We start from the raw sequence: 25260 nt of genomic DNA, 5'->3' as shown, positions 1-25260 counted from the left end.
TATAGGTATATGGAGGATCCTAAAAAGAGTCACAGCGTAGAAGATCTTGAACAAAAGATCTATGAACAAAAATTTACTAATGATGTCACTGCACGTTCCGGTTTTTCCCATCCAGATCTTAATGTTAATACAGAATGGCAGCATGAGCAGCCAAAGAAGTCTGAATATGTAAGCACTGTTCCTCAAGCCCGAGCAGGATCTTTCTTTAAAAAGATTTTTATTATTTCTGTATTATTCTTCGTTATATCTGCAGGTGCTGCAGCTTTTGTATTTTATGGAGGTTTTAATATTGTTTCGTCAGATAAAGTAAATGTTGAATTTGTTGGCCCTGTATCAGTTGGTGCTGGTGATGAACTAGCATTTGATGTGATCGTAGATAACCAAAATGCCACACCACTTTTAGATGCTCAGGTATATATTGATTATCCCAATGGTACTAAAAATGCAGTTGATATAACTCAAGATTTACTTCATACCAAAGAAGAATTGGGTGATGTAGCAGCAAAGACCCAGCTACGAAGAACTGTTCGAGCTATCCTTTTTGGACAAGTAAACGATATGCGAGATATTAACATTACTCTTGAGTACGGGGTTAATAATTCAAACGGACTATTTAAGAAAGAAAAAACCTACAAAGTAGCAATAGTATCAACACCTCTTACTATTACCGTAAATAATCCTCCAGAAGTACCTTCAGGTCAGGAACTTACATTTAGCATCGATGTTGTTTCAAATACGAGTGTTCCAATAGACAATCTGATTGTTCGAGCAGATTACCCATTTGGATTTGAAGTTGTTTCAGCAAGTCCCGTTGCTACATTTGATACAAATATTTGGAAATTTGATCGATTAAAGCCAGGAGAAAAACAAACTATTACAATTACAGGTCGCGCTGAAGGTGAAGAAAATGATGAGAGAATATTTAGATTTACAGCAGGAACAGGAAATGCTGCTGATGAAAAAGCAATTGTAACTACGTATTTAGCGTCTTCTGAATCTGTATTTATTAAGAAGCCGCCATTGGCGATGCAAATCACACTTGAAGGATCAACTGGAAAAGATGTTGTGATAGCACCATCAACAAGTGTCGGCGGAACTATTAGAATCACAAATAATAATGCGACGCCACTTATTGATGGAAAGATAATGGTTACGTTTAGCGGTTCTGCATTAAACCCTCAGAGTCCAAATGGTAGAGGTGCTTTGTATAATCTCACGACAAAAACACTTACATGGGATAGAACAACCTATAACGAACTTGATGTTATTGATCCGGGTGAAATGATTACCGTTGGGTTCAATCTTGGAACACTTTCAAATTCTGCATTAGCTGCACTAAAAAATGGAACTATCACGATGAAAATGACATCTACTGCAAGTACAGTGGGAGCTGAACGACTTATCACTTCAGTTGGGTCACGAAATGTAAAAGTCCAGTCTCTCATAAATCTTTCTCCACGATTGGTGTACTCAATTGGTCCATTTAAAAATAGTGGACCTATTCCAATGCGAGCTGATCAAAAAACAACGTATACCGTGTATCTTACGTTGTCTCAGCCAGCAAACGGAGTGCGAGAAGCGGAGGTTCGAGGATTTATGCCAAGTTCTGTCCGCTGGGTTGGTACTACAAGCCCAAGCAATGAAAATATAACTTTCATTCCTGAGCGAAATGAGGTAGTCTGGCGAGTAGGCGATATTCCAGCTGGCGAAGCTGGAAAACCTTCACGAGAAGTCGCTTTTCAGGTAGAGTATTCGCCAGTATTTAGTCAGATCAATTCAACCCCAGTAATCATGGATGATATTACGTTTAAGGGTATTGATGTGTTTACATCTCAACAAATTAATGTATCGGGACTTAAGCTTAATAGTTCACTTATAGCTGATCCAAATTACAGTACAAGAGACGGTCCAGTACGACCATAATAATTACTTCAATGGCAGAAAAACAAGAAACAATAATGGAGAAACTCATATCGCTTGCGAAGCGCCGTGGTTTTATTTACCAAGGCTCAGAAATTTACGGTGGTCTTGCTGGTACCTGGGATTACGGGCCATTAGGCGTAAAACTAAAAAATAATATTCAGAATCTATGGTGGAAGCGCTTTGTAGATATGCGCGACGATATGTATGGAATGGATGCAGCGATTTTGATGAATCCAAATGTATGGAAAGCTTCAGGCCATGTTGATGGGTTTTCTGATCCATTGGTAGAGGATGTTAAAACAAAGAAGCGTTTCCGAGCAGATCATCTTTTAGAAGAGACTGGAGTAGATCCAAAAGGAATGACGTTGTCACAGATGGATGCACTTATAAAAGAAAAGGGAATTAAGAGTCCTGATGGTAATGCTCTGGGCGACGTTCGGCAGTTTAATATGATGTTTAAAACACATATTGGTGCTATGGAAGATGAATCATCAATTTCATACCTTCGACCTGAAACTGCTCAGGGTATGTTTGTAAACTTCAAAAATATTTTAGATACCTTTCATCCAACGCTACCTTTTGGTATGGCACAAGTAGGAAAAGCATTCCGTAACGAAATTGCACCTCGAGATTTTATTTTCCGTGTGCGAGAACTTGAACAAATGGAAATTGAATATTTCGTGAAGCCTACTGAATGGGAAGGAATTTTTAAAGCGTTTCAGAAAGAGCAAGTTGAATTTCTCACTGAGGATTTAGGCCTTACAGCTGAAAAGATTCATCAAGTTGAAATCCCAGAAGCAGATCGGGCACACTACTCTAAATTTAGTGTTGATACCGAATTTGATTTCCCAATTGGCCAGAAAGAACTTTTAGGTTTAGCTTATCGAACAGATTACGATTTGAAGAAACATACTGAACATTCAAAAGTAGATCTCAGCTACTATGATGAAGAAGCAAAAGAACGATATATCCCACATGTAATAGAGCCTACATTTGGTCTGGGAAGACTTTTGCTTGCCGTCCTTGGTGATGCCTATACTGAAGATGAACTTGGGGGCGAGAAGCGTGTGTATCTCAAACTTTCTCCAAATGTAGCTCCTGTGCGAGTTGCTGTATTTCCATTGCTTAAGAATAAACCTGCGCTTGTAGAAAAAGCTCGTGAGGTCTATATGAGCTTGAGAAAAGCAATGCCAGGTGTTGCATTTGATGATAACGGGAATATTGGAAAGCGATACCGCCGACAAGATGAAATTGGAACTCCGTGGTGTGTAACTATTGATTTTGATACCCTTGAAAATGAGACTGTAACGGTAAGAGATCGTGATACAGGAAAGCAGGAGAGAGTCGCTTTAACTGAATTGCTAAAGTATCTCTAATTGACCTGAACTTAGAGGTAATGTAGGCTCTTAATAGGACTCGACCCATACCTCGTACAGGAGAAATCTCCATGCCCACGTTCGTCCGAATGTTCCTCGTCATTCTCGGCTGCTTCGGTTTGATCGCGATTGTGGTTGGGGGATATTACGTAATCGACATGATGATCGATGACCATCCCCAGGCTGAGCAGGTTGCGCAGCCAATTGTGGCACCAGCTAGTCAGCCTGCACCAGCAGCGACAGCACCAATATCACCCGAATTTGACCCAGTTACTGCATTTAAGCAGAACCTGGAAGCCCGGGTAAATGCACGTCGAGCTGCTACCAAGCCGGCAACCAAGCCCAACCCCTGACACGCTCGTGTTGGTGGTTTTTTTATACTCAATTTAAAATGGGTTGTGACATTCTAAAATTTCCGTATGATAGAGAACAATGAAATATAAAAAGAAAATTCTGGAAAACGGTTTGAAAGTGATTACCATTCACATGCAAGATAATCCAACAGTAACAGTGCTTGTTATGGTAGAAGCGGGTTCTGAATATGAAGCAAAAGAAAAAAACGGTATCTCACACTTTTTAGAGCATATGTGTTTTAAGGGTACCGAAAAACGACCTACAGCTTTGGATCTAAGTCGAGAGCTTGATTCTATTGGAGCTCAGTATAATGCATTTACTGGAGAACAATACACAGGCTATTATGCAAAATCTGCACCAAAGCATGTGCACAAAATATTTGATGTGGTTTCAGATCTCTATTTGAATCCCAATTTTGATCAGAAAGAAATAGAAAAAGAAAAGGGCGTGATTGTAGAAGAAATTAATATGTACAAAGACATGCCACATCGACATGTTCAAGAGCTTTTTACCGAGCTTATGTACGGTGATCAGCCAGCTGGATGGGGAATTGCTGGGACACGAGAAACTGTTATGGGAATGAAACGTGATGACTTTGTTGCTTATCGAAATCAGTTTTATGTACCAGAAGCAACAACGGTGATTGTCGCTGGAAATTTTGATGAGAAAAAAGTCTATCAAGATATTATGAAAACATTTGGTCACTTGCCGAAAACAAAAAAAGGCAAGAAGCCAAAAGTAGTAGAAGCTCAAACTGCTCCGGCAATTAAATTAGAAGATAGAAAGACTGATCAAGCTCATCTTGTGCTTGGTGTACGAGGTTTTCCAATTGCCCACGCTTCAACTCCTGTATTTAGAATGCTCACAGCGGTGCTTGGTGCTGGTATGAGTTCACGTCTATTCCAAAAATTACGTGAAGAAATGGGTGTGGGATATTATGTACGTGCATCACTCGATTCATACACTGATCACGGATGTTTTTCTGTATCAGTTGGATCTGATGTAAAGCGAGTTGAAGAAGTGATTAGTGCAGTCATGATAGAACTTAATCGTTTAAAGACAGAGCTTGTTTCAGATGCTGAATTACAGAAGACCAAAGATTATTTGATTGGTAGTTTGTATCTTGGTTTAGAGTCTTCTGATTCTCTTGCTGAATTTTATGGTTATCAAGAAGTACTGCGCCATGAATTGCGATCTCCTGCAGATGTAATTAAAGAATATAAATCTATTACTGCACAAGATATTCAAAAGCTAGCAAGAAAAGTATTTGTAGATAAAAGCCTCAATCTTGCTATTGTTGGACCAACACTTGATGAAGAAAAACTAAAGAAAGTGCTGACGTTTTAAAAAAGGTAGAGTATACTTATGGTATGAAGATTGTTGCTACTTCGGGATATTTTAATCCCCTTCATAAGGGCCATGTTAGATTGATTCAAGAAGCAAAAAAGCTGGGTGACTATTTGATAGTGATCGTAAATAATGATGAACAAGTAAAACTTAAGGGGAGTGTGCCATTTATGACTGCCCACGAACGTGCTGAAATAGTAGCAGCTCTCAAAGCTGTGGATGAGGTTATTATTGCTCTTGATGATGATAGAACTGTGAGAAAAACCCTTCAGCACATTAAACCTCATGTTTTTGCTAAAGGTGGGGATACGATGTCTCCCTTAGATATTCCTGAAACTGAAGTGTGTTCGGTCCTTAATATTGAAATGGTGTTTGGAGTTGGGGGCGGTAAAATTCAAAGCTCTTCGTGGCTTAAAGATGGGATTAAAAAATAGAAGGTGCTTTATGATAGTATTACTTCATGCAGCTACCTCCTCCTTCAACAAATATTACAATTAGTACAGGTACTATAATAAAGGTATTGGGTATTCTTTTTGTTGCTTTTGCGCTCTATTATTTACGAGATATTGTTCTTATTGTACTAACGGCTGTGGTAATTGCTTCTGCTATAGAACCTGGTACCAAATGGCTTGTACGGAGAAGAATCCCACGATTGATTTCAGTAATAATTATTTACATTATTTTACTAACATTTATTGGAGCATTTTTCTATTTTATTGCACCGTCTTTTGTACAAGAATTGTCTGATGTGATGCAAATGTTGCCGACTTCAGTATCAACAGTTGATATTGCAGCTCATCCTGTCTTAAGTCAGAATTTCTCACCAGTAGAATCAATTGGTACTGTACTTCAAGATCTGATTGGTGGAATGACAAGTGATAGTGGTGCTGTGCTTGCTACAATTATTGCGATATTCGGAGGAGCCTTAAGCTTTTTATTAACCCTTGTTATCTCTTTCTATCTTGCGGTGCAGGAAAAGGGTGTAGAAGACTTCTTACGTCTTGTATTACCACTAAAGCATGAAGAATACATAATTAATTTATGGCATCGTACTCAGCATAAAATTGGTATTTGGATGCAAGGACAGCTCATCCTTGCTGTCATAGTGGGTGTCCTTGTATTTATCAGTCTAACTATTCTTGGAGTAAAAAATGCTTTGTTTTTGGCATTTGTTTCAATGATATTTGAAATTATTCCTGTGTTTGGCGGTATTATTGGCGCATTACCGGGCGTGCTTGTTGCATTCCTCCAAGGAGGACTCACATTTGGTATAATTATCGCATTGGTGTATCTTGCTATACAGCAAATTGAGAGCAATATAATTTACCCGGTTGTAGTTCGTAAGATTCTCAACGTTCCACCGCTTGTTGTCATTATTGCCTTATTAATTGGAAGTAAAGCTGGAGGATTTCTAGGTGTACTTATATCAGTGCCAATTGCCGTAGCATTAACCGAATTTATGAGTGATGTCGAAAAAAATAGAGGTGTTGCTCGAGAAAAAAGATTAAACGTATATGCAGAACCAGAACAATAAAAACGCATTTTATATAACGACGACTTTGCCGTATGTGAACTCAGATCCACATATTGGTTTTGCTTTGGAAATAGTGCAAGCTGATATTATTGCTCGATACAAACGCCTGATGGGATACGATGTTTTCTTTAACACTGGTACCGATGAACACGGCCTCAAAATACACAGGAAGGCTGAAGAAGCAGGTATAGATACTCAAACATATGTTGATGGGTATGCTGAGAAATTTAGAGGTCTTAAAGATAAATTAGGTCTTTCAGAGTTAAATTTTATTCGAACTACTGATGTTCATCATAAAGCAGCTGCACAAGACTTTTGGAAGATTTGTGATAAAAATGGCTATATAACTAAAAAGAGCTATTCGGTTAAATATTGCGTTGGTTGTGAGCTTGAAAAGACAGATTCAGAATTAGTAGATGATAAGTGTCCTATTCATCCTAATTTACAAATAGAATTAATAGAAGAAGAAAATTACTTTTTTAAATTTAGTGCATTTAAAGAAAAGCTAGAACAGCATTATAAAGACAATCCTGAGTTTGTTGTTCCAGATTTTAGATTTAATGAAATAAAAGCTTTTATTTCTCGAGGGCTAGAAGACTTTAGTATTTCACGTCTCAAGAGCAAGATGCCCTGGGGTGTGCCTGTACCAGGTGATGATAGTCAGGTTATGTATGTATGGTTTGATGCTCTTGTAAATTATATATCAGCGATAGGCTGGCCAACCAATCTTGATAAGTTTAATACCTATTGGCCTGTAGTCCAGTTTGCTGGAAAAGACAATCTTCGGCAGCAATCAGCGATGTGGCAAGCCATGCTCATGGCTGCAGATCTACCACCTTCAAAACAAATAGTAATTCACGGCTTTATTACTTCTGGTGGTCAAAAAATGTCTAAATCTTTAGGAAATGTGATAAACCCATATGACATTGTCGAAGAATATGGCATAGAACCACTTCGATACTACTTAGCACGACATATTCATCCGTTTGAGGATAGTGATTTTACAATGGATAAATTTAAGACTGCATTTAATGCTGATTTAGCCAATGGTCTTGGAAATCTCACCTCTAGAATCTTAAAAATGACAATAACAAACGAAGTTGCATTAACAGATGATGATTTAAAAACTACTGTGTTTGGTGATGGATCTCCGATTGAGTTCTATGAACATTATCAAATTAACAAAGCTCTTGAAGCAATTTGGAAACAAATTTCAGATCTTGATGGATACATTCAAACAGAGCAGCCTTTTAAGAAAGTAAAAGTAGATCTTGAGGCAGGGAAGAAAGATATTCATCATTTACTATTTAGTCTTTATAAAATAGCTCAGCAATTAGAACCAGTACTACCAACAACTGGTGCTGCAATTCAAGCTCTTATCAAAGAGCGAAAGATGCCAGAACAGCCGTTATTTATGAGAAAAGATTAAATAGTATATATATGGAACAACCTAGAAATAATCCTTATGAAGGTGAAGCTCGTGACATGATCACTAGTTTTTTACTTGATAGCATGTCTGGATATAATGACAAAGCTGTAATTCAACTTATATTGGATAGAAATGATCCAGTCTTTAAAGAAGCTATTGAACAGGAGGTTAAAGACAGTATTGATGATCATACAGAGATAAAAAAAGGTTTATCGGACCAAGGTGCTCAAATTCAGTTTGAAAGCAATGAAGACTTAGATCTCGAATTAGAACAGCTGAGACAACTTCAGGATAAACTTAGGAAAATGATAATTTAAATGTACGACTATTTTGATATTCATTCACATTTGGATTTTAAAGATTTTGATCTAGATCGAGATCAGGTAATTGAAGAGATGCGAAAGCAGAAGGTTGCAACAATAACTATTGGAGTTGATCTTCAAACCTCACGAAATGCCGTAGAATTGGCAACAAAACATGCACATCTTTATGCTGCTGTTGGTCTTCATCCTGCAGATAATGCCACTGAATCTTTTAACGAAGCAGATTACTTAGTGTTGGTTAATCATCCAAAAACCGTAGCAATAGGGGAATGTGGTCTTGATTATGCGCGGCTACCTGAAAGTCCTGACATAGAGAAACAGCGACAGAAAGATGAATTTGAAAAACAAATTGCTTTTGCTGTTGCTCATAGTAAACCTTTAATGATTCATTGCAGAGATGCATACCCAGATGTTCTTGCCCTTTTAGCCTCAAAAAAGAGGGAATATGGAGATGTCTTACGAGCAAATTTTCATTTTTTTACTTCGCCGTTAGATATTGCTGCTCAGATATTGGAATTAGACTTCACGATGTCATTTACTGGGCCTATTACATTTGCTCCACAGTACCAGGAAGTTGTGCGATATGTGCCTTTAAGCCATATGATGGCTGAAACTGATAGTCCATTTGCTGCTCCCGTGCCTTATCGAGGAAAACGAAACAGTCCGCTCTATGTTGAGGAAATAGTGAAGAAAATAGCTGAAATTAAAGGTAAGGACCTTGAATCTGTTAAGCAGGCTCTCATGGAAACAACCCTTAAGGTCTTTTTTAGACCTTCTTAAAAACTATTTCATATGGCTATGCTAAGCTATTGCAAGCCACAGAGATATGTGATAATCTGTGGGTCATGGCAAAAAACGAAATGAAAAACGATAACGGGATGAAAGTCTACGAGATCGGCTATCTCCTCGTTCCTACAATTGCGGAAGAAAACCTTCCACAAGAGGTACAGGCAATCAAGGCAAGTATTGAAAGCCGACAAGGAACCTTTATTACCGAGGACTTTCCGACACTACGACCACTCGCTTATGAAATGGTTAAAGTGGTAGGAAGCAAGCGATCAAAGTATTCTGAAGCCTATTTTGGATGGATTAAATTTGAGGCAACCTCACATGCAATTCCACTCATTAAGGAAGATCTTGATAAGATGGAAACACTTATTAGATTCATGACTATCAATACTGTTCGAGAGAACACTATGGTGGCTCAGAAAGTACTCTTTAAGCCAACTGATGCTCCTGAAGGAGTAGAAGGTGAAGCTAAAGATGATGCAGAAGCTCCAAAGGTAGAAGGAGAAGATATCGACAAAACAATAGATAATTTAGTCGTATAATAATCAACTATGTATCTCAACCGAGCAATTGTTATAGGAAATCTCACACGAGATCCGGAGCTTAAATCACTCCCATCAGGTATTCAAGTGGCAAGTTTCTCAGTAGCAACCAATCGAGTTTGGAAAGATAAAAGCGGAGCTCGACAAGAGTCAGCTGATTATCACAACGTAGTAGTGTTTGGCCGTCAGGCTGAAACAGCGGCTCAGTATCTTAAGAAGGGTTCATCAGTACTTGTAGAAGGCCGAATGCAGACCCGATCATGGGATGGTGCAGACGGAAAGAAGCTCTACCGAACAGAAATCATTGCAGATCGAGTTCAGTTTGGTAATCGAGCAAGTGCAGGTGGCCCTGGTCCTGCCTCAGCTGGAGCTCCTGCTTCACAAGGCAACCAAGCAAGCCCAAAGGTTGACAAAAACGAAGGAATTGATACCATCGAATATCCAGAGGAAGAAATCAACCCAGAAGACATTCCATTTTAAACAACGTGCAATCAAAAACTACACAATACAATAAGCCGCAAATTATCATGTCAAAGCAGTGTTACTTTTCACAGAATAATATAAAGCATATCGATTATAAGGATATTGAGATTCTCAAGAAGTTTCTTAATCCTCATGCTCGAATGATTTCACGAAAGCGAACAGGCACAAGCTCAAAGAGCCAGCGCCAGCTCGCAACAGCCGTGAAGCGCGCACGATTTATGGGACTCCTCCCATTCGTGTCTCGATAAAGACTATAAACAAAAAACTCCAGCATAACGCTGGAGTTTTTTTGTTTGAGTTTATGCTGCTTTTCTTTTTGACTCTTCAAGAGTGTGTTCCAATTCCCGTTGCATACTTTCCATTTCACGGGCATGATGCTCGAGCTCGGAATGAATATGTTCGATCTCTTTCTTCATTCGTTCTATCTCTTGTTCCATCTTTGTTTCTTCTTGTTTTTTACGATTTATCTCCTCTTCCTTCTTTTTAAGTTCTAATTCTTTCTTTTGTTGCTCTGCTTTAAAGTGCCCTACGTCCTGTTCCATTTTAGCGACTTCTGCCTTGAGTCTATTGTGTTCATCTGCTTTTCTTTTTAGGTCGGGCTCTTTACGTTGGATTTCGCGTTTAGAGGCTTCAATTTCTCGTTTAAGGGTTTCTAGGGCTTGTGCTGATGCGCTCATGTAATAAATAATTAACGTATCTATAAGTATACAATAAAAAATCCCTACTAATTAGTAGGGATTTTTTATTGTCAGGAGGGAGATCTTAGAAACTATTTCCTCCAACTCGTTCTACGTATTCACCAGTTTCAGTATTGATTCGAATGATTTCATCTTGATTGATGAACATAGGGACGTTTATTGTTGCTCCGGTTTCAAGCTTTACCGTTTTTGATCCACCTTTTGCAGTATCTCCTTTAACGGCTGGAAATGCCTCTGTAACCTTAAGATCAACTTTAATAGGTAAAGTCACACCAATGATTTCCTCATTGAATACAAGCGATTCTACAAGGGTATTAGCCTTCATAAACTTACCGTTCTCTCCAACCATTACAGCAGGAAGTTTAAATCGCTTCGCTGGGTCGTTTACTTCACAGAACCACCATTCACCTTTATTCGTGAATAGGAATTTAACATTTCTTTTTTCTAGGTCAGCAGATTCAACTTTTTCTGATACGTGGAAAGAGATTTCCTTAACGTTGCCAGTAATGAGGTTTCGTAGCTTTGTAGCATTTACGGGCTTTCGCTGCTGCTTTCGGAATACATGAGAATCAAGTACTACGTATGGCTGGCCTTCAATGATGATAAATTTATTAACGGTTATTTCGTTGTATTCAAGCATGCTCATGGCAGTGGTGTACTAAAAATCGATAATACTAATTAAGTACTATCGATTCTAGCTTAGGTTTGGGAGAAAGTCTATCTATTTGAGAAGTCCAAGATCTCGTAAAACGTCTTGTTTTAAGCTTCTTACAAAACCCGTCACAGTATCTTGAGCTGCAGAATCTATTAAATCAGGATGATTAAGTCTAGCTGACTCAGAATCAGTGAGATCAAATGGACTATACTCAGCAACATAAGCATTAATAGCCTCTTCTACAGTTGAAGCATCGGGTTGTTGATTCATTGCTCGGAATTGATCTACCATTCGGGTCGATAAACAGTCTTTTATTCCATCTAATCGTGCTGAACCATCCTTACCTTTTGTGAAACCTTCAGGAATTTCAATTTTGGTTAATAGGGAAGGTCGATCCATATTATTTACCATCAAGAGACTATCAGGGTTATTTTTCATGATTTTTATTAAATAAGAATTTATTCTGCATCATCTGTTGATGAATCTTCGGGTGCGCCCTTAATCATAAGAACATCATCGTTTTTGAGATTGTCTCGGATTAACCCTAAGATTTCATCTTTCAACTCCTTATTCTCTTTGAGATATGTTCGAGTAGCATCATATCCTCGGCCGAGTTTTACATCGCCATAGGCATATGAAGTACCTGACTTTTGAATGATGCCCATCTTTTCTCCAAGAGCAATCATTTCACCTTCTTGTGAAATTCCTTCGTTATAAATCAAATCAAATTCTGTTTGTCTAAATGGAGCAGCAACTTTATTCTTAACGACTTTAACTCGTACTCGGCCTCCTACAATTTCTTCACCTTTCTTAATCTGAGCAATTCGTCGGATATCGATACGTACGGATGCATAGAACTTGAGGGCCTTTCCTCCAGGAGTTGTTTCTGGGTTACCAAACATCACACCAATTTGCATTCGGATTTGGTTGATAAAGATCACCATGGTCTTTGATTTTGCCACGATACCAGTAAGCTTTCGAAGAGCTTGTGACATCAATCGAGCTTGTTTACCCATGTGCTGAGCACCCATATCTCCTTCAATTTCATCTTTAGGAGTAAGGGCAGCAACAGAGTCGACAACTACAATGTCGATTTTTCCAGATCGTACGAGACTTTCTGTGATTTCAAGACCTTGTTCTCCTGTATCAGGTTGAGAGATAAGAAGCTCGTTAATGTTTACACCAAGCTTTTGAGCATAGGCAGGATCCATTGCATGTTCTGCATCGATGTAAGCACAAATACCTCCTTTCTTTTGTGCTTCAGCAATTACGTGTAAGGCAAGGGTAGTCTTACCAGATGATTCTGGTCCAAAGACTTCAATAATTCGTCCTCGAGGAAGACCACCTACACCAAGCGCTGCATCAAGACCTATAGATCCTGTGGGGATTGCATCCACATCAACCTTGGGTTTATCTCCAAGTTTCATGATTGCTTCATCACCGAACTTTGTTTTTATTTCTGCTAACGCTGCATCAATACCTGCATTTCCAGACTTCGGTTCTTTTTTATCTTTTTTTGCCATATATTCGTATCTTACCCGGCGTTAATAAAATTTCTATAAAGCTTTGTTCAAGACCAATTCTATCTTCTTGACGACGTTCCTACCAAACTTATCTTTCGCTTCAAGCTTCCATATATTATACCCTGGAGCGAGTAATAATTCCTCATTAAAATTTCCATCTTTATCGACAAAGATCTGCCGGTCATTAAGACTAATGTATGCAATATTCTTTGCCATACCTTTAATAGCTACGGCAGGATTATCAAGTGTAGCTCCATTTTGAGGCCATGCAAGACTAATTTTCGGTCCAGAGATAAGATTTTTTGCTTGATAGAGAGAATATCCTCCAATACCAACAATAATAAGAATGATTACAATTATTTTTATGAGTACTTTGCCGTCTTGATGATACATAATTATATACCTTTATTTATTATTGGCCTGATTCATCGCCAGATGAGTCAGAGTTTGCTACTGCACCTGCTCCCATAACTTCTCGTGGTTTTGATCCTGATCCAGGGCCGATAACTCCGCGCTCTTCAAGCATATCTATGAGTCGTGCTGCGCGAGCATATCCAATACTTAGTTTTCTTTGGAGATATGATGTTGAGGCTTTACCAGCGCTTATTACAATCTCGCGAGCTTGCTCATACAGGTCATCGTCGTCACCTCCATCATTGTCATCAAATGATGATTCAAATATTGAGTTCTTTTCACCAGCACCTTCAGTAAGGTTAATTTCATTTGGTAGCTCATCTGCATAATTATCGATAAGATACTTTACGACAGCTTTCATTTCTGTTTCTGATATAAAGGCAGATTGAATACGTTGAGGTTTGGACATATCTGCAGATTGGAAGAGCATATCTCCGGCACCAAGCAATTTTTCAGCTCCTGCAGCATCAAGGATAGTTCGAGAGTCTATTTGTGAAGACACTTGAAGAGCAAGTCGGGAAGGAACGTTTGCTTTAATAAGACCTGTAATAACGTTTACCGATGGTCGTTGTGTTGAAAGAATAAGATGAATACCAACAGCTCGACTCATTTGAGCAAGGCGAACAATGGCTGATTCTAATTCTCGAGGGAATGCTTGCATAAGATCTGCCAACTCGTCGATGATAATCACAATATAAGGCATTGCCTCAGGAATTTTTGCCGCCTCCTCACCTTCAATCTTTGGTCCTGCTTTCTCAAGTTTCTTTAAAGCTGGAGTGAGGATGTTTTTATGATATGAATCAATATCTCGGACTTTATGTTCCTGAAGGATGTCGTATCGTCGATCCATTTCTTTTCCTGCCCACTTCAATGCCAAGATAGACTTTTTTGCTTCAGTTATAACCGGAGTTAGAAGATGGGGAATATTATTATACTGGGTAAGTTCGACTCGTTTTGGGTCGATCATAATAAACTTAAGGTTTACTGGAGAGTTTCTATATAAGAGGGAAGTTACTATTGTATGAACAGTAACTGATTTACCAGATCCTGTTGCACCGGCAATAAGGAGGTGAGGAGCTTTTGCAATGTTTGCAAAATGTGCCTTTCCAGAAATTCCTTTACCGAGTCCAACAAGAAGTGGTTTGTCTGAGTTTTTAAACTCATCATTCATAAAGAGTGTTCCGAGACCAACCATTGTTTTTGTTGTGTTTGGAATTTCGATACCTACGAGTGACTTACCAGGAATAGGTGCTTCGATACGGAGAGGGTGAGCTGCAAGTGCTAGCGATAGATCATTTTGTAGGCCAACAATTTTTGAAAGCTTCACACCTTCAGCTGGTTTTAACGCATATCGAGTTACTGATGGTCCGATAGAAACTTCATCCATTTCAACATTAATGCCAAAATTTTGAAGAGTACGCTTAATAATATTTGCATTTGCTTTTACGTCTCCAACAACAGGCTTTCCTTTATCTTGTTCCAAAAGTGAAATTGGAGGGGGATTGTATGGCTTACCAAAAAATTTGCTTACATCAATAGCGAAGTCTGCATCTTTTGGTTTTGTTTCTTTTTCAAATCCAAGAACTTTTTTGAGACCCTTTGGCTTATCAAGTTCTTCTTCAGAACGAGCAACAACGGGAGCAGGAATAGGTTCATGTTTTTTCTCCTCAATAAGTACCGGAGTTCCATCATCAATCTCTATATCTTCTTCAAATTCAGCTCCATCTTCAGTAGGCTTCCTTCTCCAAAATGCAATGCTATTAAATGTTAGGTGTGTATCAAAAATAATGATAGCAGAGATGATTAAGAAGCCACCTAATATTACAAGTGTAACGGTTATATCAAAAAGGGAGACCAGGGGATTAGAAATAAGATTACCAAGAAGCCCACCTCTGCCTAATCCTTCTAGATCTTTCATTACGGTACTTATAATTCCTAATGCAGAGAATAAGAATAGAAAAGATCCTATAATCTTTGGCCATGCAATATTCTGTTTAATAGACTTTAGGAAGATTATTCCAAGCACCGATAAAAGGAGTGGTAATAAGAAATATCCAATACCTAATAAATAACTAAGTCCTCCGTATAATTGTTCACCTACAATACCTGCCTGATGAAGTGATGAAAAGACAAGAACTATAGCCGCAATAAAAAAGATTATTGCATAAATAAATCGTACTGTTTCTTCTTTTAAATAACTTCGCTCTACAATCTCAACTTCTTCTAGTTTCTCTTTGTTTTTCTTTTTATTATTTTTCTTAGCCATCTTAAAAGGAATTTCAATAAGTATGTGTCTATTTTAGCATAGACATGGGAAAAATATCATATAAGTCATAAAAAATAAGCGCTCTAACCAAGGATTTTTTGACAAAGACACTGTCCCATATATAATGGACAAAAATACATGTCTTATATAAAGGACATGCTAAAAGACAAGATATGTCAGAATTCAAAAAGGACAATAATTACCAAAAGGACAATCAATCAATGGGACTCGTATATGATCCAATTGCCTTTAAAGGTGATTATGATATCTATATTCTCTATAGAAGAGTGGAGAATGTTGTAGCTGCTCTTTTCCTTGTGACTAATGAGTTGCCTGACACTGAAATAATGAAATTGTCTTTGAGGGAAAGTTGTTTAAAATGCTTGAACGATTCCGTGTCTTTTATTGCTTCGTTAAAGTCAGAGCAGCATTTGCTTCAAATTCTCTCTGCCCATGTCCTTGAGTTGGGATCATATCTTTCAATGGCATATTGGTCGGGGATAGTTTCAGAAATGAATTCGAATGTCCTCCAACGAGAAATTTCAAAAGTGAAAGATCTCATTTCAAAAGTTTCATCTCGATATGCTTCAAAGATGGTTATTGATACAACTCTATTTGCAGATATCGATTTACAGATGAAGCATCATCAAGCTGCTGTAGCTGCTAGCCAAGGGTTTGGAAGTAATCGAAATACAGGAGTGCGAGAATCAGTAGTGCCCACTTATGATAAAAAAGTAAGTAGGCCAGATGTAACTGTTCAACAGCGATCTCAGCACACTGTAGAATCTCAGGATAATTCCCCCGTAAAAAAAAGTGAGCGTAGAGAGGCAATTCTTGCGCTGCTACGACAGCAAAACAATCTCAGTATTAAAGACTTCCTTGCGGTAGTAAAAGATTATAGTGAAAAAACTATCCAACGAGAACTGCTGACTCTGGTTGAAGAAGGTCTTATTAAAAAAGAGGGTGAGAGACGTTGGAGCACATATTCATTACCTCAATAATGTAAGTAATCAAGTAAAAATTCTTAGCGTAAGTTACTAATCTCTTCGTTCGTCGTAGTAAATGTAGGACTGGGAATTATAGCTATATATTTATTGACTTTAGTTGATCAGTATGTAATTATACGCCAACTGGATGCTGCCAGGATTATCGATATAAAATTCGAAATTAGGCTAGTTATCCACAAACCAGGTCCTCACATCGTTGTTGAGCATGAAGCTGTTTATGCTATACTACGATGCATACTGAAATCGATCGGGTTTGAACGAATAAGAACATTGAAAATTGAATAGAGAGTGTGCACTTCCGAATTACTTTTCCCTCTACTGTTGCTAACGATAGAAATTCAGACTTACTCACAAAACCTACTTTTTTGTCTTGAGTCGATCAAACAAAAGACAAAAAAATAGTGTAGATGCTGCGACAATTGTTAGGCTTCAGTTGTTGTAGTAAAACGTTCGATCTTTAAAAGAAAGTCGATGTTCTTTAAAGAAAGAACACAAAAAGTCAAAAACATGTTTTTCTCTCATTCTATATATATTAATAATAAAGAGGGAGAAAAATGTGACAGTTATATATAACTTATTTATTATGTCTATCAAATCATCACAGAAGATTGTTGCAGCGCTCTTGAGCGTAGCAATGGTACTCACCCTTGTAGTAGGTCTTACTACTGTCTCAGCTAACGCTCAGACAACAACATCATTCGCACGAAACCTTACAGTAGGTTCACGAGGAGCTGATGTTACAGAATTACAAACAATCCTTTCAACTAAGGGATATCTTTCAGTAGCCCCAACAGGTTACTTCGGATCTCTTACAAAGGCAGCTTTGGCAGCATGGCAGGCAAGTGTTAACATTTCACCAGCAGCAGGATACTTTGGACCTATTACACGAGCATACATTGCTACAATGGGAACAGGATCAACTGGAGGAACAACAACACCTACACCTGGATGCGCAACAGGAGCTATCTACAATTCAATGACAGGAGCACTCTGCTCAACAGGAGGAACAACATCAACTCCTGGAACAGAAGGAACTCTTGAAGTGAATCAGGCAGCAACACCTTCAAACAATGCAAACATTCAGTCAAGTACTGATGTTCAGGTATACGGACTTGACCTCCGAGCAAAGCTAGGAGCAGTTAAGATCGACCGAGCAGACCTTGAAGTATCTGTTTACAACACAACAACAACTTCTTACGAAAACCCAGGAAACTTCGTGAACACTATCAAGGCATGGGACGGATCAACCCTTCTCAAGTCATGGACAGTTGGTTCATCTGACTTTATCAAGGACTCATCAAATGTATACTACATTCGATTGTCTGACATTGGTCTTACAGTTCCAAAGGATGGTATGAAGAACCTTGTATTCTCAGTGAACACAAACGCTGGAATTGACAACGACCGAACAGTTGTAGTTTCAGGTTACGGATCAAACTCACTCCGAGTATCAAGTGGAAATAACGTAGTATCATACTACAATATCGACACAGTTACACGAACACACACATTCAAGAAGCCAGGAGCAGCTACATTGACCCTACAGGCCGATGCAAGTAATCCTTTCTCACAGACACACCGAGTAACTTCAACTTCAGGAGCACAAGGAGTAACCCTTGCAACTTTCGGAGTTCGAGCAGTTGACGGAGATGCTAAGGTAACTGGTGTAACTCTAACAAGTTCATCATCAGCAACTACAGCAGCAACATTGTACTTGTACGATGGATCAACACTTGTTGACTCACGAACAAATGCAACAACAACAACCTTTAGCTTCAGTAACTCTTCAGTTAATGTAGCAAAGGACGCAACAAAGGTGTTCACAGTTAAGGCTGATTTCCCAACAGGAACAACCAACGGAACAATCGCAAGTACAACAGTTAACTCTGTAAGCTACGATAAACCAAATGGTTCAACTGCTACAGCTTCAGCAACAATTGCTGGAAACAATCAGTACTTCTACTCAGCAACACCAGGATGGTCATCATCTTCAGCAACAGCAGCAGTGCTATCTGGAGGAAATACTGCATCATCAACAGGTATCACAGCAACATTCAACCTAAAGGCTAAGCCAGTTGGAGGTTCTATGACACTTCCTGTCGCTTCAGACTTTACAGCAACTGTTGCTTCATCATCAAGTGCAGTAAGTCTAGGATCAGCTGACAGTGTAACAGTTTCTGGAAACCCATCAGTACTTGCTGAAGGATCAGAATACACAGTTACAGTTGTATTCAACGTAAGTACTGCAGATCTTACAGGTCTTGGAAACGGATCACTTACAAGTGAAGTGGTTCAGTTGACTCAGGCTCAGGCTGTTGTAAACGGAGTAACCGTTACACAGACATGGGGATTGAACGACTTCAAGACAAATCCAGTTACATTCGTAAAATAATCTCTTAGCGCAAGCTAAAGGATCTGGATTAGTTAACAAAACCCCGCCGAAAGGCGGGGTTTTGTGTTATTATAATTTCATGTTCGATAAAGATTTTTTTAAATTCCTCACGGGATTTCTTACTGTATTATGTGTAAGCTTTCTTATCCTCTTGATGGTAAATAAGTAATTCATAGTATCTTTAAGAAAATTTGATCTATCGCATGGTGTTATATACCCATGCGATATTTCATTTCTAAAATTTCTTTATTTTTTATTCTTACTGGTTCATGTATTTTAATTGCACCTGTATCAGTATCAGCAACCACATATATAGACTCACGAGTTACGCAGAGTATGGAATGGACTAAGGATAATAGCCCGTATGTTATCCAAGGAGATGTCTATGTTCCAAAAGATGTGATTATTACTGTACAACCTGGAGTTATCATAAAATTTGATAATGGTAGTTTAGATATGGAAGGAAGCCTTTATTTACTAGGAAATGAAAATGACAAGATTATCGTCACTTCGTTTAATAATGATATTGGTGGTGATACAAATGAAGATCTTAATAATTCACTGCCATCACAAGATGATATAGGTGGTATTTTTTTTCGTTCATCACAACCGTCAATCCTTAAAAATATAGTAGTTCGATATATAAACAACGGCATTTCAGCAAAAGATACCCAGCTGACAATACAAAACATGCTTATGAGTGATAGTAGAAAGGGTATTCAAGCTGATAACTCACGTGTGCATCTAATAAATTCGAGTATAGAGAATATTCCTACGTATGGCTTAACAGCTTTCAATCACAGCAGTGTAGACATTGCCTCGACGACAATTCAGCATTCAGACGGAGGAATTACTCTCTATAATTCAAGTGAATTAAATTGTATTGCCTGTATAGTTGATGTTGGGGAAGAAGATAGTCTTAAAGATGGAATTAATGTGTTTAATAATAGCATCGTAAAGATTTCTGATTCCACGATTTCATATCATGGAATGGGTTCTGCACTTGCTGCATTTAATAGCAGTAATTTTAATCTTACTAAGGCTACACTTTTAAATTCAACGATAACTGGAAGCCTCCAAAATGCAGTTCTAGCATATAGTCAAACAAATATGATTATAGCTTCAAGTACCATTCAAGATGCTCAAGAGAGTGGCTTAATGAGCTTCAACGGTGCTCATATCACTGTTACTTCAAGTATCTTTCAAAATAATAAAAGGGGAATAGAACTACATGGTGTAGTTGGTGGCTCTATTTCACATAGTTCAATAAAAGATAATCATGAAGATAGTATTTTAAGTACCACTGAGCATGCATTTGATGCTCGAAATAATTGGTGGGGAGATTCAACAGGCCCAAACCCTGAACCTGCGAATGTGCTGTTTACTCCATGGTTATTGGAAGATCCAGAAAAAAAAGATATATGTTGCTCTAATGTTTTGTTTTTACCGGGACTTCAAGCTAGTAGACTCTACAAACCAAGAGTTTTGACAAACGGAGATCAGTTGTGGGAACCAAACATCGATACTGATATATTTGATTTATTGCTAAATGAAGATGGAAAAAGTATCTACGAAAATATTTATACCAAAGATATTGTGGATGAAATAAATATAATTCCATTTCATCGTCCTACAATATACAAAAGTTTTATGAAAGCTATGGATGACCTGGTGGATAAAAAGCTCATTAATCAATGGAAAGCAGCTCCATACGATTGGCGATTAGACTATACCGACATTATTTCCAAAGATATAAAATTAGAAAATGGAGCCAGCTATAATCTTATAGCTCTATTTAAATCTTTAGCAGAATCATCTAAATCTAAAAAAGTGACTATAGTCGCACACAGCAATGGGGGATTACTATCCAAAGCACTAATTGATGAGATCAGGAAAGAAAATCTTGAATATTTGCTTGACGATGTAATATTTGTTGCTGTTCCTCAACTTGGTACACCTAAAGCTTTAGCATCGCTACTCCATAGTGATGAGCAGGTATATCTACAAGGATTCATTATGAGCAAAAAAGGTTCACGCCTGTTAGCTGAAAATATGCCAAGCGCTTATAATCTTTTGCCCTCAAAAGTATATTTAGAACGTAGTACTATTCCAGTTGTTCAAATAGCTTCGGGTACAAGTTTGTCTGTATATGGAACAGAAATTAATGATGCATCAACATTTAGAGAATTTTTGCTAGCATTTCGAAAAGATCGGAAAGACCCTGGAGTAAATGATTTTTTAACTCCAAATATTGCTAATCCGACATTGCTTATTCGTTCAGAAGTAACTCACGAAAGACAAGATGAATGGCTCCCACCACAGGGAATTACTGTTCATCAAGTTGTTGGTACTGGTCTTGATACGTTAGCGGGAGTTAAATATTCCATTGAGCGTACTCAGGCATGCAATATTATTTGTGGAGACAAAGATTATTTAATTCATAATCCTACATACTCTCGAGATGGAGACGGTACCGTTATTGCTCTAAGTGCTGCAGCAATGCTCGATCAGCCGACCTATTATTTCAACTTCCCGCTGTATCATAATTCTGGTGCCACGCATACATCGCATGCAAATATACTTGAAGCTTCTCCAGTTCAAGATCTTATAAATAATATAATTACTGATAAAAAGATAATCTCTCGTTACTTTTCAACTTCAACGCTTGAGACTGATCAAAATCAGATTCGAATTAGTATTCATTCGCCCGTAAGCATAGATGTGTATGATACTTTGGGAAATCATCTAGGTATTTCAACATCATCTGTATCTAATTCTTCTGTTAAGTTTATAGATGAAAATATTCCACAAGGCGCATACCAGGAATATGGAGAAGGGAAGTATGTGAGTATTCCTTATAATCCTAATCTAGAACTTACTTTTAAAGGCACAGATTTTGGTACTGCAACAATAATTGTTGATCATGTAATTAATAATGCAGTTGTTTCTCATCATGAACATAAAGATATTCCAGTTGTTCCTGATATGGTAAGCAATGTTCAGCTTGGAAATTTAGTGCAAGATAAAAAGTTACCAATAGACTTTGATAACGATGGTATTGTGGATATTCAGCTTCAGTCAGGACAATCAACACAGCTTAAAAAAGTCTTAGAAAAGCTTGTACAACATCCAAATAAGGGACAGTTTATTAAGCTAGAAAGACTACTTTACAACTTTCTAAAATAGTGTATTATATCGACATCGGCTAAAGACAAGAGGCAGTAGGGAGAAATCCTACACAAGACCTCTCGAGGTACGAATATATACAGCGATGTATATATTCACTCTATTCGGCCCGATGGTCGATTTTATTTTTTAGGTTTTTAAAACCTCATGCCATTACCAAAAAGCAAAAAGAAGGAAGTATTAGAGAAAGTATCAGAAGTTGCAAACGATGCTAAAAGTGTCGTGTTTGTAAACTTTCATGGTTTGACCGTAGGTGATTCAACAGCTATGCGTCAGCAGCTTCGAAAAGCAGGAGTAAAATATACTGTTGCTAAGAAGACTCTCGCAAAGAAAGCTTTCACAGAAAAGGGAGTAACAGGTGAAATGCCTGAACTTGATGGAGAGCTTGCACTTGCATATGGAGACGATCTCCTCGCACCTGCACGAGAAGTGTATACATTCGAGAAAAAGTTTGATGGCAAACTTTCTATCCTCGGAGGAGTATTCGAAGGGAAGTACATGACCAAGGATGAAATGACTGCTCTTGCAGCTATTCCTCCTCGAGAAACTCTCTATGGAATGTTCGTTAACCTTATCAATTCTCCAATCCAGCGTGTAGTTATCGCATTGGATCAGATTGCACAAGGAAAGTCAGCATAATAATTACTAATTAAATTTCAACATTATGTCAGAAGAAGTACAGAATGCAGCTCCGGCAGAAGTGCCAGCTCAGTTCAAGGATATGGTTGAGAAGATTGAGAAAATGTCAGTTCTCGAACTCAATGACCTTGTTAAAGTATTAGAAAAGCGATTCGGAGTTTCAGCAGCAGCAGTAGCAGCAGCTCCAGCGGGAGGTGCAGCAGCAGCGCCTGCAGAAGAAAAGTCAGCATTTACCGTTCACCTTAAAGATTTCGGAGCAGCAAAGGTTGCAGTTATCAAGGTAGTTAAGGAAGCACTTTCACTCGGTCTTGCAGAAGCAAAGACTCTTGTAGAATCAGCACCTGCTAACCTTAAGGAAGGAGTAAAGAAGGAAGATGCTGAAAAGATGAAGAAAGACATCGAAGCAGCTGGAGGAAAGGTAGAATTGAAATAATTTCTAGATTTTCTAACACAAAAGCTCTCACATTATGATGTGGGAGCTTTTGTTATATATATCAGGCAATACATAGAAATATCGTCAATTTTCCAGAACCCAAGAGAATGCTATACTAGCCAGTAATCATAACCGATTTCATACATGCTCGACATTCTCGAAAAACTATTTGGTTCAGCAGCAAAGGTAAAAATCATGCGACTTTTCTTGTTTAACAATGAAGAAAGCTATGACATAGATCATGTTATTGAACGATCAAAAGTAACTCCAACAGCGGCACGACAAGAACTCTCATTGCTTGAAAAAATGGGCATGCTTAAAAAGAAAAGCTTTTTTAGAGATGTAGAAGTTGGCCGAGGAAAAAATAAAAAAATAGAACGCCATCGAGTAATGGGCTGGACGCTTGATTACACATTTGAATATTTAGACCCACTAAAGAATCTTTTGGTGCATGTTAGTGAACAGCGCAACCAGGAGTTATTACGAAAGCTTGCTCGTGTTGGTAAACTTAAGCTTGTTATTATTTCTGGATTTTTTATACAAAATTGGGATTCGCGTGTTGATCTCCTCGTTGTTGGAGATAATTTACGAAAGGGAACACTTGAAAATGTAGTTCGAACTCTAGAATCTGAGCTTGGAAAAGAAATTCGTTATGCCTCTTTTGAAACTGCAGATTTTCAGTATCGATTAGGCGTCTACGATAAGCTTGTTCGGGATATTCTTGATTATGAACACGAAATTATTCTGGATAAGATTAACGTTGCTGCCCGATAAATCCCGACGAGATATCCGTTGACAAAACTAGTATTTATTCTATTATATCCAACGGGCAATCCCGCCGGCATGTGTCGGCGGGACTTCTGTTCTTAAACCTCAGGCATTCATACGAAAGGATTCGTATGGAAAAGATTGTGGGAACCGCGGTACTTCAAGTGCTAGTACCGGTGGTGATTGAGATGACGAGCTCGGGTGCTGCTCCAAAGCCAACCGACGATTCGTGGGGCGTGCAGTGGAGTCCTCGGATTGCGCACGGTGAGTACCGCTGCGCTAAGCGGGGATGTAGCTTCGTGCTGACAGACAGTCTCGGACGATTTGAAGATGTAGTAGGCTACTCCACGTGTTGTCCTCCTCGAAGCGGGGATAGGACAGCCGATTCTGGCTGTATCATCAAGCAATGTCCAGTATGCCTCAAGTGCTACTGGCATCACATTGATGCAGTGGAGAAGAGAATGTACAAGTTGAGTTGTCCCAACTGGCCGAAGGCCATGTGAGACATGGTCAGGTTTCCTCCGGGAGACCTGACCATTTTTTATATAAAATTTTGTAGATTACTAAAACGTAAGAGCCCCGGCACCAGATGTAAGTCTCTGGTGTCGGGGCTCGGTTGTTCGCTTTTCTATATGCCTGCGAAGATGGGCATGTACTTTCAGACTGTGGATTCGGGGTGCATCACACCGGCCAGCTCCGGGATTCCGGCTACGATCGACTTTGCTCCTTCACGGATGCAGGTCAACGCGCGGTGGAGCGTGTCCTCGTGGATGACGTTGTAGTGATCACCTTCGATGAACACGAGCTTGATGTCGCGCTCGATGTTCTCACCGAAGCCGTTGGCGGTCTGGATGAATGCCCAGGCCAACATCTTGATCGCCGGCTCCAGGCACTCGTGGTCGGTGACTGTCTCCACGTTGTAGTGCCGGAGGACATCGAACGCGCGCTGGAGCTGCTGGTTCGTGAACATCACGAACTTCGACTCCCGCGGCTCGCGTTGAGCCATGGAGAGTGCGATCGCTTGTGCCAGTGCGAACGCTGCCGACGCACGGTTGCGCGTGCTGGAGCCTTCGGGCATCGTGTTGATGTACGCTGCCGCACGGCTCATTAAAGTGTTCAACATATCAGGATCTCCCAGGTATACATTGGATTAAAATAGGGACCACACGTGTGGATCAC

General features: G+C 38.9%; 24 protein-coding genes. 17 read left to right on the top strand and 7 right to left on the bottom strand.

Going from position 1 to position 25260, the window contains the following annotated elements; genetic code table 11:
- Positions 1–9 precede the first annotated feature (9 nt).
- The 11 genes from V4519_04915 (at position 10) to rpsR (ending at position 10348) form a co-directional block, all read left to right on the top strand.
- Positions 10–1923 (top strand): hypothetical protein, encoded by a 1914-nt coding sequence (locus V4519_04915; protein ID MES2437319.1) that lies wholly within the window; start codon positions 10–12, stop codon positions 1921–1923.
- A gap of 11 nt (positions 1924–1934) precedes the next feature.
- Positions 1935–3299 carry a glycine--tRNA ligase gene (locus V4519_04910; protein ID MES2437318.1) on the top strand — a complete coding sequence of 455 codons (1365 nt, stop codon included), beginning with the start codon at positions 1935–1937 and terminating at the stop codon, positions 3297–3299.
- A gap of 432 nt (positions 3300–3731) precedes the next feature.
- Positions 3732–5000 carry a pitrilysin family protein gene (locus V4519_04905; GenBank protein MES2437317.1) on the top strand — a complete coding sequence of 423 codons (1269 nt, stop codon included), beginning with the start codon at positions 3732–3734 and terminating at the stop codon, positions 4998–5000.
- A gap of 23 nt (positions 5001–5023) precedes the next feature.
- Positions 5024–5434, top strand: coding sequence for an adenylyltransferase/cytidyltransferase family protein (locus V4519_04900; protein ID MES2437316.1), 411 nt, complete (start codon positions 5024–5026; stop codon positions 5432–5434).
- A 26-nt stretch (positions 5435–5460) separates the two neighbouring features.
- A complete protein-coding gene (locus tag V4519_04895; GenBank protein ID MES2437315.1) occupies positions 5461–6534 on the top strand; it encodes an AI-2E family transporter in 1074 nt (357 codons plus the stop codon).
- The gene (gene metG, locus V4519_04890) at positions 6515–7963 is read left to right on the top strand and encodes a methionine--tRNA ligase (GenBank protein ID MES2437314.1); all 1449 of its coding nucleotides are present in this window, start codon (positions 6515–6517) and stop codon (positions 7961–7963) included. The genes V4519_04895 and metG overlap by 20 nt, the downstream gene beginning before the upstream one ends.
- An 11-nt stretch (positions 7964–7974) precedes the next feature.
- The gene (locus tag V4519_04885) at positions 7975–8280 is read left to right on the top strand and encodes a hypothetical protein (protein MES2437313.1); all 306 of its coding nucleotides are present in this window, start codon (positions 7975–7977) and stop codon (positions 8278–8280) included.
- A complete protein-coding gene (locus V4519_04880; protein MES2437312.1) occupies positions 8281–9066 on the top strand; it encodes a TatD family hydrolase in 786 nt (261 codons plus the stop codon).
- Between the two features lie 65 nt (positions 9067–9131).
- Positions 9132–9617, top strand: a complete 486-nt coding sequence (locus V4519_04875; GenBank protein ID MES2437311.1) for a 30S ribosomal protein S6 — start codon at positions 9132–9134, stop codon at positions 9615–9617.
- A gap of 9 nt (positions 9618–9626) precedes the next feature.
- Positions 9627–10097, top strand: coding sequence for a single-stranded DNA-binding protein (ssb, locus tag V4519_04870; GenBank protein MES2437310.1), 471 nt, complete (start codon positions 9627–9629; stop codon positions 10095–10097).
- Positions 10098–10144: 47 nt separating this feature from the next.
- Positions 10145–10348: a 30S ribosomal protein S18 gene (gene rpsR, locus V4519_04865; protein ID MES2437309.1), complete on the top strand. Its 204-nt coding sequence runs from the start codon at positions 10145–10147 to the stop codon at positions 10346–10348.
- Between the two features lie 51 nt (positions 10349–10399).
- Here rpsR and V4519_04860 read toward each other — a convergent pair whose 3' ends face one another.
- From V4519_04860 to V4519_04835, 6 genes are all read right to left on the bottom strand, one after another.
- Positions 10400–10777, bottom strand: coding sequence for a hypothetical protein (locus tag V4519_04860; protein ID MES2437308.1), 378 nt, complete (start codon positions 10775–10777; stop codon positions 10400–10402).
- Between the two features lie 85 nt (positions 10778–10862).
- Positions 10863–11444, bottom strand: coding sequence for an elongation factor P (locus V4519_04855; GenBank protein MES2437307.1), 582 nt, complete (start codon positions 11442–11444; stop codon positions 10863–10865).
- Positions 11445–11519: 75 nt separating this feature from the next.
- Positions 11520–11891, bottom strand: a complete 372-nt coding sequence (locus tag V4519_04850; protein ID MES2437306.1) for a hypothetical protein — start codon at positions 11889–11891, stop codon at positions 11520–11522.
- A 20-nt stretch (positions 11892–11911) separates the two neighbouring features.
- A complete protein-coding gene (recA, locus tag V4519_04845; GenBank protein MES2437305.1) occupies positions 11912–12976 on the bottom strand; it encodes a recombinase RecA in 1065 nt (354 codons plus the stop codon).
- Positions 12977–13009: 33 nt separating this feature from the next.
- Complete coding sequence (locus tag V4519_04840; GenBank protein ID MES2437304.1) at positions 13010–13369, bottom strand: hypothetical protein; 360 nt, start codon at positions 13367–13369, stop codon at positions 13010–13012.
- A 19-nt stretch (positions 13370–13388) separates the two neighbouring features.
- On the bottom strand, positions 13389–15656 hold the full coding sequence (locus V4519_04835) for a DNA translocase FtsK (protein ID MES2437303.1): 2268 nt from the start codon (positions 15654–15656) through the stop codon (positions 13389–13391).
- Between the two features lie 173 nt (positions 15657–15829).
- Between V4519_04835 and V4519_04830 the strand changes: the two genes are divergently transcribed.
- The 6 genes from V4519_04830 (at position 15830) to V4519_04805 (ending at position 24087) form a co-directional block, all read left to right on the top strand.
- Positions 15830–16657: a DeoR family transcriptional regulator gene (locus V4519_04830; protein MES2437302.1), complete on the top strand. Its 828-nt coding sequence runs from the start codon at positions 15830–15832 to the stop codon at positions 16655–16657.
- A 589-nt stretch (positions 16658–17246) separates the two neighbouring features.
- On the top strand, positions 17247–19055 hold the full coding sequence (locus tag V4519_04825) for a peptidoglycan-binding domain-containing protein (GenBank protein MES2437301.1): 1809 nt from the start codon (positions 17247–17249) through the stop codon (positions 19053–19055).
- 219 nt (positions 19056–19274) lie between these two features.
- Positions 19275–22241 carry a right-handed parallel beta-helix repeat-containing protein gene (locus tag V4519_04820; GenBank protein ID MES2437300.1) on the top strand — a complete coding sequence of 989 codons (2967 nt, stop codon included), beginning with the start codon at positions 19275–19277 and terminating at the stop codon, positions 22239–22241.
- Positions 22242–22388: 147 nt separating this feature from the next.
- Positions 22389–22880 carry a 50S ribosomal protein L10 gene (rplJ, locus tag V4519_04815; protein MES2437299.1) on the top strand — a complete coding sequence of 164 codons (492 nt, stop codon included), beginning with the start codon at positions 22389–22391 and terminating at the stop codon, positions 22878–22880.
- Positions 22881–22905: 25 nt separating this feature from the next.
- Positions 22906–23313: a 50S ribosomal protein L7/L12 gene (gene rplL, locus V4519_04810; protein ID MES2437298.1), complete on the top strand. Its 408-nt coding sequence runs from the start codon at positions 22906–22908 to the stop codon at positions 23311–23313.
- A gap of 144 nt (positions 23314–23457) precedes the next feature.
- Positions 23458–24087, top strand: coding sequence for a hypothetical protein (locus V4519_04805; GenBank protein ID MES2437297.1), 630 nt, complete (start codon positions 23458–23460; stop codon positions 24085–24087).
- A 652-nt stretch (positions 24088–24739) separates the two neighbouring features.
- On the opposite strand, the gene V4519_04800 is transcribed toward V4519_04805, so the two are convergent.
- Positions 24740–25204, bottom strand: coding sequence for a hypothetical protein (locus V4519_04800; protein ID MES2437296.1), 465 nt, complete (start codon positions 25202–25204; stop codon positions 24740–24742).
- Between the last annotated feature and the right edge of the window lie 56 nt (positions 25205–25260).

The sequence above is a fragment of the Patescibacteria group bacterium genome, assembly GCA_040387855.1.
Taxonomy (GTDB): Bacteria; Patescibacteriota; Minisyncoccia; order Phycocordibacterales; family JAKAEA01; genus JAZKCY01.
This window is presented reverse-complemented; position numbering and strand designations above follow the sequence as displayed.